Origin of the sequence: Enterobacter sp. DTU_2021_1002640_1_SI_PRY_ASU_LCPMC_013 (assembly GCF_032389435.1) — a bacterium.
Taxonomy (GTDB): domain Bacteria; phylum Pseudomonadota; class Gammaproteobacteria; order Enterobacterales; family Enterobacteriaceae; genus Enterobacter; species Enterobacter hormaechei_C.
This window is the reverse complement of sequence record NZ_CP135594.1, coordinates 4131180-4148528: the sequence shown is the minus strand read 5'-3', so window position 1 is coordinate 4148528 and position 17349 is coordinate 4131180. Positions and strand designations below refer to the sequence as shown.

16 protein-coding genes are annotated in these 17349 nt (G+C 57.3%); 11 read left to right on the top strand and 5 right to left on the bottom strand.

What is annotated here, in order from left to right; translation table 11 throughout:
• The first annotated feature begins 89 nt into the window (after positions 1 to 89).
• On the top strand, positions 90 to 878 hold the full coding sequence (gene ygiD, locus RS584_RS19810) for a 4,5-DOPA dioxygenase extradiol (RefSeq protein WP_315748510.1): 789 nt from the start codon (positions 90 to 92) through the stop codon (positions 876 to 878).
• A gap of 81 nt (positions 879 to 959) precedes the next feature.
• Here ygiD and RS584_RS19805 read toward each other — a convergent pair whose 3' ends face one another.
• From RS584_RS19805 to tolC, 3 genes are all read right to left on the bottom strand, one after another.
• The gene (locus tag RS584_RS19805; protein WP_069596017.1) at positions 960 to 2120 is read right to left on the bottom strand and encodes a glutathionylspermidine synthase family protein; all 1161 of its coding nucleotides are present in this window, start codon (positions 2118 to 2120) and stop codon (positions 960 to 962) included.
• A 2-nt stretch (positions 2121 to 2122) separates the two neighbouring features.
• The gene (locus RS584_RS19800; RefSeq protein ID WP_003862522.1) at positions 2123 to 2788 is read right to left on the bottom strand and encodes a DUF1190 family protein; all 666 of its coding nucleotides are present in this window, start codon (positions 2786 to 2788) and stop codon (positions 2123 to 2125) included.
• Between the two features lie 194 nt (positions 2789 to 2982).
• A complete protein-coding gene (tolC, locus tag RS584_RS19795) occupies positions 2983 to 4461 on the bottom strand; it encodes an outer membrane channel protein TolC (RefSeq protein WP_017384041.1) in 1479 nt (492 codons plus the stop codon).
• A 203-nt stretch (positions 4462 to 4664) separates the two neighbouring features.
• Here tolC and nudF point away from each other — a divergent pair, with 203 nt between their 5' ends.
• Genes nudF through parE form a run of 5 tightly spaced genes read left to right on the top strand, consistent with a single transcriptional unit; the run spans position 4665 to position 9073 of the window.
• The gene (gene nudF, locus RS584_RS19790) at positions 4665 to 5297 is read left to right on the top strand and encodes an ADP-ribose diphosphatase (RefSeq protein WP_047741508.1); all 633 of its coding nucleotides are present in this window, start codon (positions 4665 to 4667) and stop codon (positions 5295 to 5297) included.
• Positions 5294 to 5716, top strand: coding sequence for a DUF1249 family protein (locus RS584_RS19785; RefSeq protein WP_003862516.1), 423 nt, complete (start codon positions 5294 to 5296; stop codon positions 5714 to 5716). Before nudF ends, RS584_RS19785 begins: the two co-directional genes overlap by 4 nt.
• Before the next feature lie 27 nt (positions 5717 to 5743).
• A complete protein-coding gene (gene cpdA, locus RS584_RS19780) occupies positions 5744 to 6571 on the top strand; it encodes a 3',5'-cyclic-AMP phosphodiesterase (protein ID WP_040118119.1) in 828 nt (275 codons plus the stop codon).
• Complete coding sequence (gene yqiA, locus RS584_RS19775) at positions 6571 to 7152, top strand: esterase YqiA (protein WP_015571888.1); 582 nt, start codon at positions 6571 to 6573, stop codon at positions 7150 to 7152. Before cpdA ends, yqiA begins: the two co-directional genes overlap by 1 nt.
• Positions 7153 to 7180: 28 nt before the next feature.
• Complete coding sequence (gene parE, locus RS584_RS19770) at positions 7181 to 9073, top strand: DNA topoisomerase IV subunit B (RefSeq protein WP_017384044.1); 1893 nt, start codon at positions 7181 to 7183, stop codon at positions 9071 to 9073.
• Between the two features lie 85 nt (positions 9074 to 9158).
• On the opposite strand, the gene RS584_RS19765 is transcribed toward parE, so the two are convergent.
• Entirely contained in the window at positions 9159 to 11288 is a 2130-nt protein-coding gene (locus RS584_RS19765) for a TonB-dependent siderophore receptor (RefSeq protein WP_315748509.1), read from the bottom strand.
• 384 nt (positions 11289 to 11672) lie between these two features.
• Between RS584_RS19765 and RS584_RS19760 the strand changes: the two genes are divergently transcribed.
• From RS584_RS19760 to RS584_RS19740, 5 genes are read left to right on the top strand one after another with little or no spacing between them, the layout of a single operon-like run.
• On the top strand, positions 11673 to 12485 hold the full coding sequence (locus RS584_RS19760; protein WP_017384046.1) for an ABC transporter ATP-binding protein: 813 nt from the start codon (positions 11673 to 11675) through the stop codon (positions 12483 to 12485).
• A complete protein-coding gene (locus RS584_RS19755) occupies positions 12482 to 13465 on the top strand; it encodes an iron ABC transporter permease (RefSeq protein ID WP_315748508.1) in 984 nt (327 codons plus the stop codon). The genes RS584_RS19760 and RS584_RS19755 overlap by 4 nt, the downstream gene beginning before the upstream one ends.
• Positions 13462 to 14502: an iron ABC transporter permease gene (locus tag RS584_RS19750; RefSeq protein WP_315748507.1), complete on the top strand. Its 1041-nt coding sequence runs from the start codon at positions 13462 to 13464 to the stop codon at positions 14500 to 14502. Before RS584_RS19755 ends, RS584_RS19750 begins: the two co-directional genes overlap by 4 nt.
• Before the next feature lie 9 nt (positions 14503 to 14511).
• Positions 14512 to 15462, top strand: coding sequence for an iron-siderophore ABC transporter substrate-binding protein (locus RS584_RS19745; RefSeq protein WP_125914783.1), 951 nt, complete (start codon positions 14512 to 14514; stop codon positions 15460 to 15462).
• Positions 15459 to 16334: a MurR/RpiR family transcriptional regulator gene (locus tag RS584_RS19740; protein WP_015571883.1), complete on the top strand. Its 876-nt coding sequence runs from the start codon at positions 15459 to 15461 to the stop codon at positions 16332 to 16334. The genes RS584_RS19745 and RS584_RS19740 overlap by 4 nt, the downstream gene beginning before the upstream one ends.
• A 41-nt stretch (positions 16335 to 16375) precedes the next feature.
• Here RS584_RS19740 and RS584_RS19735 read toward each other — a convergent pair whose 3' ends face one another.
• The gene (locus tag RS584_RS19735) at positions 16376 to 17215 is read right to left on the bottom strand and encodes an AraC family transcriptional regulator (RefSeq protein WP_315748504.1); all 840 of its coding nucleotides are present in this window, start codon (positions 17213 to 17215) and stop codon (positions 16376 to 16378) included.
• Positions 17216 to 17349 lie beyond the last annotated feature (134 nt).

The window sequence follows — 17349 nt, the reverse complement described above, 5'->3', positions numbered from 1 at the left end:
GATGATCTTCACGGTTATCTGCGTTCATCTTCACCTGAATGCGCGTAATGTAGGCCCATCACATTGACACCTTCTCTAAGGATATCACCATGTCTTCTTCTCGTATGCCAGCACTGTTTTTAGGCCATGGCAGCCCAATGAACGTCCTGGAAGATAACGTCTATACCCGTGCCTGGCGTCAGCTGGGTGAGACGTTACCGCGTCCGAAGGCAATTGTGGTGGTCTCTGCGCACTGGTTTACCCGGGGTACCGGTGTGACGGCTATGGAAGCGCCAAAAACGATTCATGATTTTGGCGGCTTTCCGCAGGCGCTGTATGACACGCATTATCCTGCTCCGGGCTCCCCCGAGCTGGCGCAGCGGCTCGTTGATCTGCTCGCCCCTGTTCCGGTTGCGCTGGACAAAGAAGCCTGGGGCTTTGACCACGGCTCATGGGGGGTGTTGATCAAAATGTATCCGGATGCCGATATCCCGATGGTGCAACTGAGTATCGACAGCACCAAACCGGCTGCCTGGCACATGGAGATGGGGCGTAAGCTGGCTTCGCTTCGTGATGAAGGCATCATGCTGATTGCCAGTGGCAACGTGGTACACAATCTGCGTACGGTACGCTGGCACGGTGAAAATACGCCGTACCCTTGGGCAACAGCCTTTAATGACTATGTAAAAGACAACCTGACCTGGCAAGGGCCGGCCGAACGACACCCTTTGGTGAACTATCTGGATTATGACGGCGGTTCGCTCTCTAACCCGACGCCGGAACACTTCTTGCCATTGCTGTATGTATTAGGCGCGTGGGATGGTCAGGAGGTTATTACAATCCCGGTCGACGGTATTGAGATGGGGAGCTTGAGTATGCTGTCGGTGCAGGTGGGGTAAAAACATGTCGGGTGGCGGCTCGCCTTACCCGACCTACATATTGAGCGTAGGCCCGGTAAGCGTAGCGCCACCGGGCAAGTCTTACTCGACGAAAATATGCGGGTAGAAACGCGACAGATCCTGCGTAATCAGCGCGCGATCTTCGCGAATGCCAATCCCGGCAGGCTGATCGTTAATAAGCCAGCTGCCGATCAACGTATAGCTGTCGCCAAAATTCGGCAGTTGATAAAACGCCTGGACGATCATCCCTTCTTCACCGTACGGCCCTTCAACCGCTTCCAGCGTTTTACCGTTTTCGATAATCGAGACGTTTGCCCCTTCACGGGAGAAGATTGGCTTAACGACGTATTTCTCCATCGGTGGGAAATCATCTTCAGCAAAGTAAGCAGGCAGCAGGTTCGGGTGATTCGGGAACATCTCCCACAGCATCGGCAGCAGGGCTTTATTGGAGATAATGCTCTTCCAGGCCGGTTCCAGCCAGCGCACGCCGGCGTCTTCCAGTTTGGTAGAGAACATTTCCCGCAGCATGTATTCCCACGGATAGAGCTTGAACAGGTTGCTGATGACCTGATCCTGCATGTCCGTAAACTGACCTTTTTCACCTAAACCGATATCTTCGATATAGAGGAATTCCGTCGCCACTTCCGCTTCGGCTGCGCAGTCCTGCAAATACTGAACCGTACCGCGATCTTCTTCGGTATCGCGGCAGCAGGCGAGGTGCAACAGGTTGAAACCGTGCTGTTCACGCAGTTCGACGAAACGCTCAATCAGCTTTTCCTGAAGGCTGTTGAACTGGTCGCTGCCTTCGGGCAAGTTTCCGGCATTCGCCTGATCTTCCAGCCAGATCCACTGGAAGAACGCGGCTTCGTACAGGGAGGTTGGCGTATCCGCGTTGTTTTCTAAAAGCTTCGGTTCACCCACACCATCCCATGCCAGATCGAGGCGAGAGTAGAGCGAAGGCTGGTTCGTTTTCCAGGACTGACGAACAAAACTCCAGGTGTGCTTCGGAATGCGGAATTTGGTCATCAGCTCATCGCTGTCGATGACTTTTTCTACTACCTTCAGGCACATCTGGTGCAGCTCTGCGGTTACCTCTTCAAGCTTTTCGACCTGAGCGAGCGTGAGCTTATAGTAAGCATCTTCACACCAGTACGGCTCGCCGTACATGGTGTGAAAGTTGAAACCGTATTCGGTGGCTTTTTCGCGCCAGTCCGGGCGCTCAACAATACTGACTCGTTCCATGATCAGCCGCCCATTGAGCGAGTTGAGGAGCCGGTCGCACTACGCTGCATGGTGGTTTGTTTGGCAACAGACTCACCAAAGCCGCCACGGGTAATGGTGCTGGTGGTGGCTGGTTTCGGCGCCATTGCGGTTTTCGGTACGGTCATCGTACGGCCTGGCGTTGCAGCACCGTAACCCTTGCCGGTGGCATCGGTGTATTTACCGTAGGCCGGGCTGTTCGGGTTTTTGGAGCTAAACAGCGGCTGCTGCTGGTAGCCCGCACCGCCGCTCATCAAACGGCCCATCATATAACCCGCCATCAGCGGCATCCAGAAGCTGCCGCTGGACTGTGCCTGCGCCTGGTTTTCCGGTGCCATACCCGCCTGAGCAGGTGCCTGCTGGCACTGGCCTTCACCGAATTCGGCTACACAGTCTTCGCGAGAGGCATATTTCGGCGCGGTACGTTCCGCTTCTTTGAGGGCGTTGTTATAGGCCGTCGTACACTCAGCGGCTTTACCGGTTGCGCTCGCGCAGTCGTCGGCGTTTTGATACAGCGAAACCGTTTCGTCGTTTTGCTCACAGCCTGCCAGCATAAAGACGGCGGTGACCGCCAGCGCGACAGGTGTCAGGTGGCGTGCGTTCCAGCTTTTGCGGAACGACGCGTGATTCATCGTTTTTGTCCGTTTCATATTTGTCTTCCAGGACCCAGTGGTAATAACGCTCAGGATAGAGGATGAGTGGTTGAAAATGAAGCGAAGAGGGGCGAAATGCGGGGGATCTTTACGTTGGCTTACGTTCAGGTGTGATTTTGCGCCGGGTGGCGCTGTGCTTACCCGGCCTACGATTAAGTAGGCCCGATAAGCTCAGCGCCATCGGGCAAGGCTTAATGACGGAACGGATTCGTACCGCTGCTGGCAGGTGCGGTGCTACGCGCTGCCGCTGGCTGCGCAAGCGGGGCGCTGCTGTTAGGGGTGAAATTATCAACGGCGGCATCCTGCTGTGGATTTTCCGGCGCGACGCTGTCAGGCGACGTAGGGACCGGTTTGCCTAGCGTGCTGTTCAGCATTTGCAGATCCTGCTCGTTCAGCGTACCCAGCGCCTGCTTGATGTTCAGCTGGTTAATCAGATACTGATAACGTGCGCTGGAGAGCTGCTGTTTCGCGTTATACAGCGTGGTCGTTGCGTCTAACACGTCCACGATGGTACGCGTACCTACGGAGTAACCCGCTTCGTTCGCATCCAGTGAGCTCTGGGCAGAGACGACGGCCTGTTTATAGGCGTTGATGCTGCTGATAGAGGCATTTACGTTGTTGTAGGAAGAACGCACGGTCTGCACCACGTTGCGGTGTGCGCTTTCCAGCTGCTCGCTGGCGCCCACAAAGTTGTACTGCGCCTGTTTAACCTGAGAGTTAACCATCCCGCCCTGGTACAGCGGCAGAGAGAAGCTGAGACCCACTTTGTTCTGGCCAACGTTGCTGTCGTCATAGGCCTGAGAGGTCGTTTTAGACCCGCTGTAGCTGGTGTCCGATACGCCGGTAGAGGCGCTCAGGCTCAGAGTTGGCAGGTGACCATCCTGTGCAAGACGGATCTGTTCGCGCGCCAGATCCTGGCTCAGGCGAGCCTGCAACAAGGTCAGGTTGCGGTTTTCCGCTTCTTTCAGCAGGGCGTTAACCGCCTGCGGTTTGTCCGTTTTGAAACTGTCCACGTTCAGAGAGGCCAGCTCAGGATAGTAGTTACCGGTGACCTGACGCAGTGCTTCCAGGGCATTGTCGAGGTTGTTACGTGCGGTCACTTCGTTAGCCAGTACGGTATCGTACTGTGAACGGGCGTTCTGCACGTCAGTAATGGCGACCAGGCCCACGTTAAAACGCTGGGTGGTTTGATCTAACTGACGGTAAACCGCCTGTTTCTGCGCTTCGGTGTAGGAGAGGGCGTCAATCGCGCTCAGAACCTGGAAATAGGCGGTCGCGGTATTCAGGATCAGCGTCTGCTGATCGGTTTGATAGGTGACATCCTGAATGCCGGCGCTCTTTTCCTGCAAGCTCAGTTCCCGCCATTTGGACATGTCGAACAGGGTTTGTGTAAGCTGTAAAGAGGCGCTGGTGGCATTCGAATCGATGCCATTGTTATCGCGAAAACCGTTAGTGTAGGTATAATCTGCACCTAAGCCTAACTGCGGCAGCAGTGGACTACGTGCTTCGTTAATCTTTTCAAACGCAGCATCACGATCGGCCGCTGATTTACGTAAATCAGGGTTGCCCAGACGTGCCTGCTGGTAGACCTGTAACAGGTTTTCTGCCTGGCTCATTGCACTGAAGCCCGTCAGGCTCAGGCCGATAAGGATGGGGAGCAATTTCTTCATTTGCATTCCTTGTTGTGAAGCAGTATTAGCGCTGATCTAATTAAAAATAATTGCCGATTCTAACAGAATCATCCACACCAAAAGGTTGGCGTAACGTGCCATCTGGCGGTAATTTGCTCCAATCTACCATATAGCCATACAAACGGCAGCCAAACAGCCTTGAAATTCACAATTTCATCACCATTGCTACCAGGACTCGACCGATGCAAAAACCAGAAAACGTGCCTGTCACCTTCGCCAAAAACGATGTAGAAATTATTGCACGAGAAACGCTTTATAGCGGTTTTTTTTCAATGGAACTTTACCGTTTCAGGCATCGTCTGTTTAACGGTGAGATGAGCGGTGAAATCAAACGCGAAATTTTTGAGCGCGGGCATGCGGCTGTGTTGCTACCCTATGACCCAGTGCGTGATGAAGTGGTGCTGGTCGAACAGGTGCGTATTGCGGCTTATGATACCAGCGATACGCCGTGGTTGCTGGAGATGGTGGCCGGGATGATCGAAGAAGGTGAGTCGGTCGAAGACGTCGCTCGCCGTGAGGCGCTGGAAGAGGCGGGCCTGGCGATCGGCCGGACGAAACCGGTGTTGAGCTACCTGGCAAGCCCGGGTGGGACAACGGAACGTTCATCTATTATGGTGGGCGAAGTGGACGCCAAGACAGCGGAAGGGATCCACGGTCTGGCAGATGAAAACGAAGATATTCGGGTTCATGTGGTGAGTCGGGAGCAGGCTTACCAGTGGGTAGAAGAGGGTTTAATCGACAACGCAGCGTCTGTCATCGCCCTGCAATGGCTACAGCTGCATTATCAGACATTACGACACGAGTGGAAAAAATGAAGCGTTATACACCTGACTTCCCAGAAATGATGCGCCTGTGCGAAACCAATTTCGCCCAGCTGCGCCGCCTGCTGCCGCGAAACGATGCGCCCGGCGAAACGGTGAGCTATCAGGTGAGCAACGCGCAGTATCGGTTAACGATAACAGAATCAACGCGCTACACTACGCTGGTGGAGATTGAGCAAACGGCGCCGAGCATCAGCTACTGGAGCCTGCCGTCGATGACGGTACGTCTTTATCATGACGCGATGGTCGCTGAAGTGTGTTCAAGCCAGCAGATCTTTCGCTTTAAAGCGCGGTATGATTACCCGAATAAAAAGTTGCATCAACGCGACGAAAAGCATCAAATTAACCAGTTTTTAGCCGACTGGCTAAGATATTGTTTAGCACATGGAGCAATGGCGATTCCGGTTTGTTAGCGTCATAAACCTACCTAAGGACACCATTTGGAAAGCCTGTTGAACCTGACTGTTGCTGGTGGGGCGCCAGTCAGGATATTACAAATCACCGACACCCACCTTTTTGCCGAAAAGCATGAGACGCTTCTGGGCGTGAACACCTGGGAGAGTTATCAGGCGGTTCTTGACGCGATCCATGCTGAAAAGCGGCCATGCGATCTGATCGTCGCGACGGGCGATCTGGCGCAGGATCAATCCTCCGCAGCCTATCAGCATTTTGCTGAAGGGATTGCGAGCTTTAGCGTGCCTTGCGTCTGGCTACCGGGCAATCACGATTTTCAACCCGCTATGTACAGTTCGCTTCAGGAGGCGGGGATTTCACCGGCAAAATGTGTCTTTGCGGGGGACCAGTGGCAAATTCTGCTCCTCGACAGTCAGGTGTTTGGCGTTCCGCACGGTGAGTTGAGCGACTATCAGCTTGACTGGCTGGAGACAAAACTGGCCGCCGAACCGAATCGCAATACGCTGCTGTTGCTGCATCATCACCCGCTGCCGGCGGGCTGTAGCTGGCTCGATCAGCACAGCTTACGCAACTCTGCGGCGCTGGACGGCGTACTGGCGAAATTTCCGCGCGTGAAAAATTTGCTGTGCGGGCACATTCACCAGGAACAGGATCTCGACTGGAATGGTCGCCGCCTGCTCGCGACGCCCTCTACCTGCGTGCAGTTTAAGCCGCACTGCGCCAACTTTACGCTGGATACCATCGCACCGGGCTGGCGCTGGCTGGAGCTGCATGCCGATGGCTCGCTGACCACCGAAGTTTGCCGTCTGACCGGGGCTCAATTCCGCCCGGATACCGCTTCGGAAGGCTATTGATGTCGACGCTTCTCTATCTGCATGGGTTTAACAGCTCACCGCGATCGGCGAAAGCGACGCAGCTTCGCCAGTGGCTGAGCGCGAATCATCCCCACGTGGAGATGATTATTCCGCAGTTGCCCCCTTATCCGGCGGATGCGGCAGAGATGCTGGAATCGATCGTGCTTGAACACGGCGGCGAATCGTTTGGCGTTGTCGGGTCGTCGCTCGGCGGCTACTACGCCACCTGGCTGTCGCAGTGCTTTATGTTACCCGCTGTCGTCGTCAACCCGGCGGTCCGGCCATTTGAGCTGTTAAGGGACTTTCTTGGCGAAAACGAGAACCCCTACACCGGCCAACAATATGTGCTAGAGTCACGCCATATTTACGATCTCAAAGTTATGCAGGTCGACCCGCTTGAAGCGCCCGATCTTATCTGGCTGCTGCAACAGACGGGAGATGAAGTGCTGGATTACCGCCAGGCAGTGGCGTATTACGCATCCTGCCGCCAGACTGTAGAAGAGGGCGGTAACCATGCTTTCACGGGCTTTGAAGATCATTTCACCCAGATTGTCGATTTTCTTGGACTGCACAGCCACTGACAATCAATGCGAATTGCTAGCTTAAATCATGACGCAAACCTATAACGCTGATGCCATTGAGGTACTCACCGGGCTTGAGCCGGTTCGCCGCCGCCCGGGGATGTACACCGATACGACGCGCCCAAACCACCTGGGCCAGGAAGTAATTGATAACAGTGTGGACGAAGCGCTGGCAGGCCATGCCAGACGCGTGGACGTTATCCTGCACGCCGATCAGTCGCTGGAAGTTATCGACGACGGCCGCGGCATGCCGGTAGATATCCACCCGGAAGAGGGTGTTCCCGCCGTTGAGCTGATCCTCTGTCGTCTGCACGCGGGCGGTAAGTTCTCCAACAAAAACTACCAGTTCTCCGGCGGCTTGCACGGCGTGGGGATCTCCGTGGTTAACGCCCTGTCAAAGCGCGTGGAAGTGAACGTTCGTCGCGATGGCCAGGTGTATAACATCGCGTTTGAAAACGGCGAAAAAGTGCAGGATTTGCAGGTCGTCGGGACGTGCGGTAAACGCAACACCGGCACCAGCGTCCATTTCTGGCCTGACGAAAGCTTCTTCGACAGCCCACGCTTTTCCGTTTCTCGCCTGACGCACCTGCTGAAAGCCAAAGCGGTGCTGTGCCCGGGCGTGGAAATCACCTTTAAAGATCACGTAAACAACACCGAACAGAGCTGGCGCTACGAAAAGGGTCTGAACGACTACCTGTGCGAAGCGGTTAACGGCCTGCCGACCCTGCCGGAAAAACCGTTCGTCGGGAATTTCGAAGGTGACACCGAAGCGGTGGACTGGGCGCTGCTGTGGCTGCCGGAAGGCGGTGAGCTGCTGACGGAAAGCTACGTCAACCTGATCCCAACGCTGCTCGGCGGGACGCACGTCAACGGCCTGCGTCAGGGGCTGCTGGATGCGATGCGCGAGTTCTGCGAATACCGCAACATTCTGCCGCGCGGCGTGAAGCTTTCCGCAGAAGATATCTGGGACCGCTGCGCCTACGTGCTCTCAGTGAAGATGCAGGATCCGCAGTTTGCCGGTCAGACTAAAGAGCGCCTGTCGTCACGCCAGTGTGCGGCGTTCGTCTCCGGCGTGGTGAAAGATGCGTTTACCCTGTGGCTGAACCAGAACGTTCAGGCCGCAGAAATGCTGGCTGAAATGGCCATCTCCAGCGCCCAGCGTCGCCTGCGCGCGGCGAAGAAAGTGGTGCGTAAAAAGCTGACCAGCGGCCCCGCGCTGCCGGGCAAGCTGGCGGACTGTACCGCCCAGGATCTCAACCGCACCGAGCTGTTCCTGGTGGAAGGGGACTCGGCAGGCGGATCGGCCAAGCAGGCGCGCGATCGTGAATATCAGGCGATCATGCCGCTCAAGGGTAAGATCCTCAACACCTGGGAGGTCTCGTCTGATGAAGTGCTGGCCTCGCAGGAAGTACACGACATCTCCGTGGCGATCGGCATCGATCCGGACAGCGACGATCTGAGCCAGCTGCGCTACGGCAAGATCTGTATCCTCGCGGATGCGGACTCCGATGGTCTGCACATCGCCACGCTGCTCTGTGCGCTGTTCGTGAAGCACTTCCGCACGCTGGTGAAAAACGGTCACGTCCACGTGGCGCTGCCGCCGCTGTACCGTATCGACCTTGGCAAAGAAGTCTACTATGCGCTGACGGAAGAAGAGAAAGCGGGCGTGTTGGAGCAGCTCAAACGCAAGAAGGGCAAACCGAACGTTCAGCGCTTTAAAGGGCTGGGCGAGATGAACCCGATGCAGCTGCGTGAAACCACGCTGGATCCGAACACCCGCCGTCTGGTGCAGCTGACCATCAGCGATGAAGACGAACAGCAAACCAACGCCGTGATGGACATGCTGCTGGCCAAGAAACGTTCTGAAGACCGGCGTAACTGGCTACAGGAGAAAGGCGATATGGCGGATATTGAGGCCTGATGTCCCCTCACCCTAACCCTCTCCCACAGGGAGGGGGTTAGGATCGTAGGCCCGGTAAGCGTTAGCGCCACCGGGCTTTTTTACGTCAAAACTCCATCTTCACCGTAAACTGCACTTCACGCGGGTCGCCAATCTGGTTGCCCAGGTTGTTGGTCGCAATCGACGACGTGTAGTAGGTCTTATCGAACAGATTCTTCACGTTCACCTGTAGCGTCACCGGATATTGCAGCTTCATTTTGTACGCCGCAAATGCATCCGCCACGAAATAGCCCGGCAGATAATAATCCGCACCGTTAGTCGCTGAGCGGCGGCTCACGCCGTGCCCGCCGCCGCCAATTGTCAGCGTATTCCCGGCAAACGCATTGTGAATATCGTACGTCAGGAACAGGGAGCCGGTATGGCGCGGTACGTTCGGCAGCGGTTTGCCCGCGTAGTCCGGGTCTTCCAGCACCTTCGCATCGGTATAGCCGTAGCTGGCGATAATGTTGGTGTTCTCGGTCAGCGATCCGGCGAGATCCACTTCGACACCCTGCGAGCGCACGCGGCCCGCGGTTTTGGCGACGGTTTCATCACCGATGCTCTCGGTGTACAGCACGTTGCGCTTGTGGATATCAAACAGCGCGATGTTGGCGGTAATGCCGTCGAACAGGTCGAATTTAGCGCCTATTTCATACGCGTTCGACGTTTCCGGCGGCAGGTCGCCGATGTAGCTCGCAATGGACGACTGCGGCATAAACGTCTGGGAATAGTTGGCAAACAGGGAGACTGCCGGCGTGAGCTTGTAAACCAGGCCCAGCTTCGGCGTCCACTGGTCGTCGCGGCTGTCGGTGTTGACGTTAAACGGACGGCCTTTGCCCGCGTACTGGGTGTAATACTGGTAGCGCAGTCCGGCAACGGCGATCCACTTATCGGTCAGGTACAGCGCGTCCTGCGCGTAGGCGGAGTAGCTCTCCTGCTTGATGGTTTGATCGCTGTCGGCTGCCGAGACGGTGGTGCACTTGCCGAGGCTGCCGTAGCTCGGGTTGTAAATATTGAAATCCTTAACGTTCTTACAACGGATCATGTCCGTACGCAGCAGATCGTAATTCTCATACGACACGCCGGTCAGGATCTCATTGTAAAAGCCCGCGATGTCCACGTTCCCCTGCAAATCTGCCCGCGTTGTGTGCATACGCTGGGTCGAACCCTGGGTCGCATCCACGCGGCGGGTCAGGTTGCCGGTTTTTGAATCGTAGGCCATCACGCGAGCCTGGTTATCGCTGTACTTATCCTGGCTGTAGCTGTAGTCGAACTTCGCGGTCCACTGGCTGTTGAGCCGATACTCCGCGTTAAGCTGAGCGAGGTCGGACTGGCCGTCGGTCACGTTAAACGGCTCATCAAAGCGGGTTTTGCGATCGACGTCGACGGCCTTTTTGGTGTTGAGATCGAAGATCGTTCCGCGATCGAACGGCGTTTTATAGTCGCGATGCGAATAGAGCACGGTCACGGTGGCATCATCGCCGAACCAGGTCAAAGACGGGGCGATAAAGGTGCTGCGTTCGGTGCCGAAATTACGCCAGTAATCCTCGTCCTGATACTCCCCCGTCAGGCGATAGGCCAGACGCGTACCTTCAATTGGACCGGTGATGTCAAACTGTCCGCTACCGCCGCCAAAGCTGGTTGATGTGGCAGAAATCGAGCCGCCGAAGGTTTTCTCCGGGCGTTTGGTCACCACGTTAATCAGGCCGCCGGGGTCGAGAATACCGTAAAGGGTCGAGGCCGGGCCTTTTAGCACCTCCACGCGCTCGGTTGCGGCATTGAAGCTGCGCGGCAGCACGGTGCGCAGGCCGTTGGTCATGATCGAGCCATCGCGGTTTGCGCCGAAGCCACGGCGCACGAAGGCATCCTGCGTGCCGCCCAGGGTGTTGGTCTGCACCACGTTGCTGACGTTATACAGCGCCTCGTCTAGCGTGGTCGCGTTTTGGTCTTCCAGCACTTTATCGCTGACGGTATTGACCACCTGCGGGATGTCCAGCATCGGCATGTTGGTCAGCGTGGCGGTGGAGGTGTTCAGGGGCTGATAGCCGCTGGTGGCGTCGGTGGAAGCGGAAGGATCGGCAGTGACGGTAAGCGTCTCACCGTCTTTTGCTGCTGCGTGCACCAGAGGCGCCATGAACAGGAGTGAAAAGAGCGCGCGCCCTTTTACCTCGGCGAATGAAGGTGTGAACTTAGCCATTACATCTGTTTTCCCAAAATATCCTGCGATGAAATGCTCGCGGAAGAATGTGTGAGTCATTGCCCTTACGCTCTGTCCGTTAGCCTCTACGGCATCGGACTTGTAATTGAGAATCATTCAAACATGAGGGCATGTAGTAGTAAATGGAATAAATAAAAATTTCGCTACAGATGTTTCTCTCTGGCTAACACGCTTCGCTTTCTTCTTTAAAATATTGAAAATAATTAATAAAAATGAATTTTAATTTGTGCGGTGACGCTCAATTATCCCTGGGATTTACAGGGTATATCTTCGCTTGACTACTACATGGAGCGGCGGCAAACTCACAAAAGAGAATGAGTTTTATTTTTATTTGTTGGTTTTTTTTCTTACGTTGGCGTTCACGTGGCTCACTACATCAAAAAGCCGGGACTGGTTCTTGAGAACCTCTCCGCGGGTTACCAGAAAAAAATCATCGTTGATGATATCTCCCTTGCGATCCCCCAGCAGAAAATGACTGTTCTGGTGGGCGCAAACGGCTGCGGAAAATCGACGCTGTTAAGTACCCTCGCACGGCTGCTTCAGCCGCTCGGCGGCAGCGCGGTGCTGGACGGCAAAGCCATCCACTCGCAGCCAACCAAAGCGGTCGCCCGCCAGCTCGGGATCCTGCCGCAGTCTCCGCTGCTTCCAGAAGGGTTAACCGTATTTGAGCTGGTCTCGCGCGGACGTTTCCCCTGGCAGAACGTGATGCGCCAGTGGAGCGAGGAAGACGAGCGGGCCGTGGAAGAGGCGTTACGCCTGACCGGAACGGCAGAGTTTGCCCATCATCTGGTTGAAAGCCTGTCCGGCGGCCAGCGCCAGCGCTGCTGGATCGCCATGGTGCTGGCGCAGCAAACGCCCTATATCCTGCTGGATGAACCCACGACGTACCTCGATCTTCGCTACCAGGTGGAGATCCTCGAACTGCTGCACACGCTGACGCGCCGGCACGGGCGCACCGTGGTGGTGGTTCTGCACGATCTCAACTTCGCCGTGAATTACGGTGATTCGCTGGTCTTTTTACGTCAGGGAAAGGTTGAGGGGGTACTGCATGAGGGCGACGCCTGCACGCCGGAGCTGATCAAAGCGGTGTTTGACGTCGACGTGCATATGTCGGTTAACCCGCTGACCGGCAAGCCGTTCTTTATGCCGTTCCGTCAGGCTGACGACAAACCATGATGCGCACATCTGTGGCCTTTATTCTCTTTACGCTGCTGCTTCTGGCAGGCGCGATTGCGCACCTGAGCATCGGGGCGCGCGTTATCGCCCCCCGGACGGTAGTAGACGCATTTTTCCACTTCGACCCGCGCAATTTTGAGCATAGCGTGATCGTCAGGCTGCGCTTGATGCGGCTGTGCGCCGCCCTGGTGGCGGGCGCGGCGCTCGGCGTCGCGGGCGTGCTGCTGCAATCAGTGATCCGCAACCCGCTCGGCGAGCCGCATATCCTGGGGCTGAATGCAGGGGCGGCGCTGGCGGTGGTGCTGACGAGTGCCCTCGGGCTGTCGCTGCCGTTTGGCCGCCCTCTGATAGCCGCAGCTGGCGCCGCCGCGCTCTTTTTGCTGGTGCTAACGTTCTCCTCATCCGGGCGTACCGGTCTCACGCCGATGAAGGTCACGCTGTGCGGCGTGGCAATGTCGGCATTTGCCTCATCGATAACCGCTACGGTGTTGATTCTGGATGAACAGACGCTGCTGGCCATGCGGACCTGGCTTACGGGGGATGTGGCGGGAGTCATCGGCGAGACGATCGCTAGCGCCGCGGGGGCCGCTGCCGTGGGTTTTGCGCTGGCGTTCTGGCTGTCGCCGTCGCTGAACATGCTGGCGCTGGGCGAGAGAATGGCGCAGGGGCTTGGCGTGTCGCTGCTGAAAACGCGCCTGCTCGCGCTGCTGGCCATCGCCCTGCTGTGCGGCGCGGCGGTTTCAGTTGCCGGACCGATCGGGTTTATCGGACTCGTGGTGCCGCAGCTGATTCGCCGTCTGGTATCGGTGGACCTGCGCGTGATGGTGCCGCTTTCAGCCCTCTGCGGGGCGCTGGTTCTGCTGATGGCGGATATCGCCGCCCGTACGCTGTTTACGCCGTATGAGCTGGCAACCGGCGTGATGACTGCGCTAGTCGGCGCGCCGGTCTTTATCCTTATGGCGTCAAGGATGTTCAAATGAACCGGGCTGGATTGAGGGCAGTACGATTTTTCTCCTTCTCGGCGCTGGTTCGCCCGAGAGCGCTGCTGTATCTGGCCGTATTATCGCTTGCCGCTCTCCTGCTGCTAAGTTTTGGCCTGACGCACGGTTCGCTGCCCATTCCTGCTTCCGCCATCGGACGTGCGCTGTTTTATCCTGAACGTCTGACGGCGGATGCGCATTACATTGTGATGGATATCCGCCTGCCGCGCCTGCTGATGGCGGTGCTGTGCGGCGCGATGCTCGGCATGGCGGGGGCGGCCATGCAGTCCATTACCCGCAACGGCCTTGCTGACCCCGGTCTTATCGGCGTGAAAGAGGGCTGTAGCGCGGCGGTGCTGCTGCTGATTTTTCAGTTTCCGGGATTGGGGCCGTACTGGCGTCCACTTATCGGCATGGCCGGTGGGCTGCTGACCGCGCTGCTGGTAGTGGCGCTGGCGCGTGATATCTCGCGCCCGCGATTCATCCTGATCGGCATCGGCGTGTCATGGGCGTTTGCCGCCGCGATGGGGGTCTTTATGACGACCGCCGACGTGCGCGACGTCCAGACGGCGATGCTGTGGCTGGCGGGGAGCCTGCATGCAGCAAGCTGGACGCTGGTCAGCATCGCTGCTGCCTGGACAGTGCCAGCGTTTGCGCTGCTGCTCTTTACCGCACGCGCCGCAGACGTAGCCTTGCTCGGCAACCACACTGCGACGGGGCTGGGCGTGCGGACTTCACGCCTCGCGCTGCTGCGCGTGTTTGCCCCCATGGTGCTCACCGCGGCCTGCGTCTCCTGCGTGGGGAGTATCGGCTTTGTCGGGCTGATTGCCCCGCACATGGCGCGCCTGCTGCTGCGCGGAGGGCAAACGGCACTGCTGACGGGAAGTGCCGTACTGGGCGCGCTGCTGGTGCTGCTGGCGGATAACGTCGGGCGGCTGGCATTTCTCCCGTTGCAGCTGCCGGCGGGAATTGTCATTTCACTGATTGGCGGACCGTTTTTCCTGCTGCTGCTCTGGCAGCGTCGGGATCGATTTTAGGGGATAGAAATGCGCGTATTTTTTGCAATGCTGGTGCTGGTGGGTTTTGCCGTAGGGGCGGCAGAGCCGACGCAGACGTTTACTGACGACCTGAACCGCAACGTGGTGGTGCCGGTTAACCCGAAGCGGATCGTCTCTCTGCACGATCTGGATATCACCATTCCGCTGATTGAGCTTGGCGTGCCGCCGATCGCCAGCCATGGCCGCACCCGACCGGACGGCAGCCATTTTCTGCGCTCCAGCGGCATGCTGACGGGCATCGATTTTGATAATTCCGACATCAAATTCATCGGCACCGCGGATATCGATATTGAAGCCATCGCCGCGGCGAAGCCGGATCTTATCATCACCGAGCCGACCCGCAACACGCCGGTCGAACAGCTGGAAAAAATTGCCCCGACGGTGAGTATCGATCACCTCGACGGCGGCGCGCCGGAGATCTACCGCAAGCTGGCGCAGCTTACCGGGACAAAGGCGCGGCTGAAGATTCTGGAGCGTCGCTATCAGGAGCAGATCGAGGCGCTAAAGGCGACCATCGATACGAGCAAGCTGACCGTCTCGGTGATTCAGGCCAATCAGGGAAAAATCAACGCCATGCACAGCTACCACTCGCTTGGGCGCGTGCTGCGCGACGCAGGGTTCAGGTTCCCGCCGCTGATTGAGAGCATCCCTGAGGGCGGGCGCATCGACGTCAGCGCCGAGCGCCTGCCGGAGCTGGATGCTGATTTTGTCTTTGCCACCTGGCGCGGGGACACCGGCGGGAAACCGCAGGACGAGCTGGCGGCGATGGATGCGGTGATGCCGGGCTGGTGCCAGTTTCTCAACGCCTGCCGAACCGGGCATTACGTGCTCATCTCCCGCGAGGAAGCGATCTCAAATTCATTTGCCTCGCTGGGGCTGATGGCCGCGCAGGTGCAGTCGCAGATAGCGGGCCGTCCGCTGCCGGAGGCCGCACGATGATCCGAAAAATTGATGTCTACGGCGACCGCCTCCGCTCGCGGGCGCACCAGCTGACGCCGCGTCTGCTGCAGGTGGCGAGCTATATCAATGAAAATCGTGAAGCGGTTATGGAGCAGACGGCAATGGAGATTGCCGCTGTGCTACACACCTCGGACGCCACCGTGGTGCGTGCCATTCAGGCGCTTGGGTTTGGTGGGCTGCGGGATCTCAAGCAGACCCTGGAGCAGTGGTTTGGCCCGGTGGTCACCTCCAGCGAGAAGATGTCCACCACGGTAAACACGCTTACCAGCGACGTCGACGCGAGCATCGATTTTGTGCTGGAAGGCCATCAGCACACCTGCGCGGTGTTGTCCGAACCGGGCAACCGCTACGCGATGGCGCAGGCCGTGTCACTGCTGGCGCAGGCGAGACAGGTCGCTATTTTTGGCATTGGCGCATCCGGCATTCTGGCTGAGTACACCTCGCGACTGTTTAGCCGTATAGGCCTGCCTGCGATCCCGCTCAACCGCACCGGTATTGGCCTCGCCGAACAGCTGATTGCCCTACAGCGCGGTGACGTGCTGGTAATGATGGCGCAAAAATCCGCGCACCGGGAGGGGCAGACCACGCTGCGCGAAGCGAAGCGCCTGGGTATTCCCACCATTTTGCTGACCAACGCCACGGACTCGCGCTTTAGCAAAGAGGCAAGCGTAGTGATCCACGTCCCGCGCGGCGGCGAGAAGGGCAAAATCCCGCTGCACGGCACGGTACTGCTGTGCCTGGAGATGATTATTCTGTCCGTCGCCTCCACCGAGCCGCAGCGCACCATCAAGTCGATGAAGCGCATCAACGAGTTACACCGCGGATTAAAGCCGGGGAAAAAGAGCGGTTGATCTTCCCCCTCTCCCCGTGGAAGAGGGCTGGGGTGAGGGCGTCAAACCGCACGATGGTTCTTCCTGTACTGCAACGGCGTCTCGCCAATCCCCTTTTTAAACGCGCTGATAAACCACGTCACGTCGGAAAATCCCGCCTGTGTGGCAATGTCACGCACGCTCGAATCCGTGTGGAGTAAACACTCGCACGCCTTACGCAACCTTAGCGTGTTCAGGTAGTCGTGAATTTTTTCGCCCGTTTCCGCATGGAATCTTCGCGATACGTAACTGCGTGATTTACCCAGCTCTTCGGCCAGCGCGTCCAGACGAAATTTCTCCTGATAATGCTCGTCGAGCCAGAACATTACCTGGCTGGCGATCCCTTGGCTGTTGCCCGGCTCACCGTCGCGATCGTCGGGGAGCATCGCGAACAGGCCGATCAGCAGGCTGGCGATGCTCTCGCCGTTCATCGGCGGTTTATAGCAGCTAAACAGATGGTCGATATGGTGGTGACAGTGGGCTAAATCGGCGACCCACGCTTCGCCGCCACGGCGTGACAGCCGCTCCAGGCGCTGCCGGGTCTGGGGAAAATCCCGCAGGATCTTCAGCACCGCGTGCTGGTCGAGATGAATAATGGTGCGGCGGTAAATTGCCTCCGCCTGTTCGTCCACCATGACCTTGTGCAGCGTAAAAGGCGGGAAGAAAAACAGTCGTCCGGGGCGCATGGTGTAGTGACGATTATCGACAATCGCCACGCCAAAGCCCTCTTCAACATAGAGGATCTCCAGACACTGATGCCAGTGATGGTAGCGCACCGTATTGGCAAACAGGCGGCTGAACGAGGCCACGGTATCATTCAGGGCGATCAGTTCCAGAAGGTCGGATGTCGGCGTGTCGCGCATAGTGCAATAAAACTCAACTTTTTCCCGTCTGATCGTCTTTATAAACCACCTTTTTAAATTTTCTCAACTGGAGGTTTATTCATCGTTCATGCCTGTGACATGGCTAACATTTCTGCCCCTTGCGGATTCACTAT

Coding starts and splice junctions, on each gene's coding strand:
- ygiD (WP_315748510.1), top strand. CDS start 90: ATGTCTTCTTCTCGTATGCCAGCACTGTTTTTAGGCCATGGCAGCCCA.
- RS584_RS19805 (WP_069596017.1), bottom strand. CDS start 2,120: ATGGAACGAGTCAGTATTGTTGAGCGCCCGGACTGGCGCGAAAAAGCC.
- RS584_RS19800 (WP_003862522.1), bottom strand. CDS start 2,788: ATGAAACGGACAAAAACGATGAATCACGCGTCGTTCCGCAAAAGCTGG.
- tolC (WP_017384041.1), bottom strand. CDS start 4,461: ATGAAGAAATTGCTCCCCATCCTTATCGGCCTGAGCCTGACGGGCTTC.
- nudF (WP_047741508.1), top strand. CDS start 4,665: ATGCAAAAACCAGAAAACGTGCCTGTCACCTTCGCCAAAAACGATGTA.
- RS584_RS19785 (WP_003862516.1), top strand. CDS start 5,294: ATGAAGCGTTATACACCTGACTTCCCAGAAATGATGCGCCTGTGCGAA.
- yqiA (WP_015571888.1), top strand. CDS start 6,571: ATGTCGACGCTTCTCTATCTGCATGGGTTTAACAGCTCACCGCGATCG.
- parE (WP_017384044.1), top strand. CDS start 7,181: ATGACGCAAACCTATAACGCTGATGCCATTGAGGTACTCACCGGGCTT.
- RS584_RS19765 (WP_315748509.1), bottom strand. CDS start 11,288: ATGGCTAAGTTCACACCTTCATTCGCCGAGGTAAAAGGGCGCGCGCTC.
- RS584_RS19755 (WP_315748508.1), top strand. CDS start 12,482: ATGATGCGCACATCTGTGGCCTTTATTCTCTTTACGCTGCTGCTTCTG.
- RS584_RS19750 (WP_315748507.1), top strand. CDS start 13,462: ATGAACCGGGCTGGATTGAGGGCAGTACGATTTTTCTCCTTCTCGGCG.
- RS584_RS19745 (WP_125914783.1), top strand. CDS start 14,512: ATGCGCGTATTTTTTGCAATGCTGGTGCTGGTGGGTTTTGCCGTAGGG.
- RS584_RS19740 (WP_015571883.1), top strand. CDS start 15,459: ATGATCCGAAAAATTGATGTCTACGGCGACCGCCTCCGCTCGCGGGCG.
- RS584_RS19735 (WP_315748504.1), bottom strand. CDS start 17,215: ATGCGCGACACGCCGACATCCGACCTTCTGGAACTGATCGCCCTGAAT.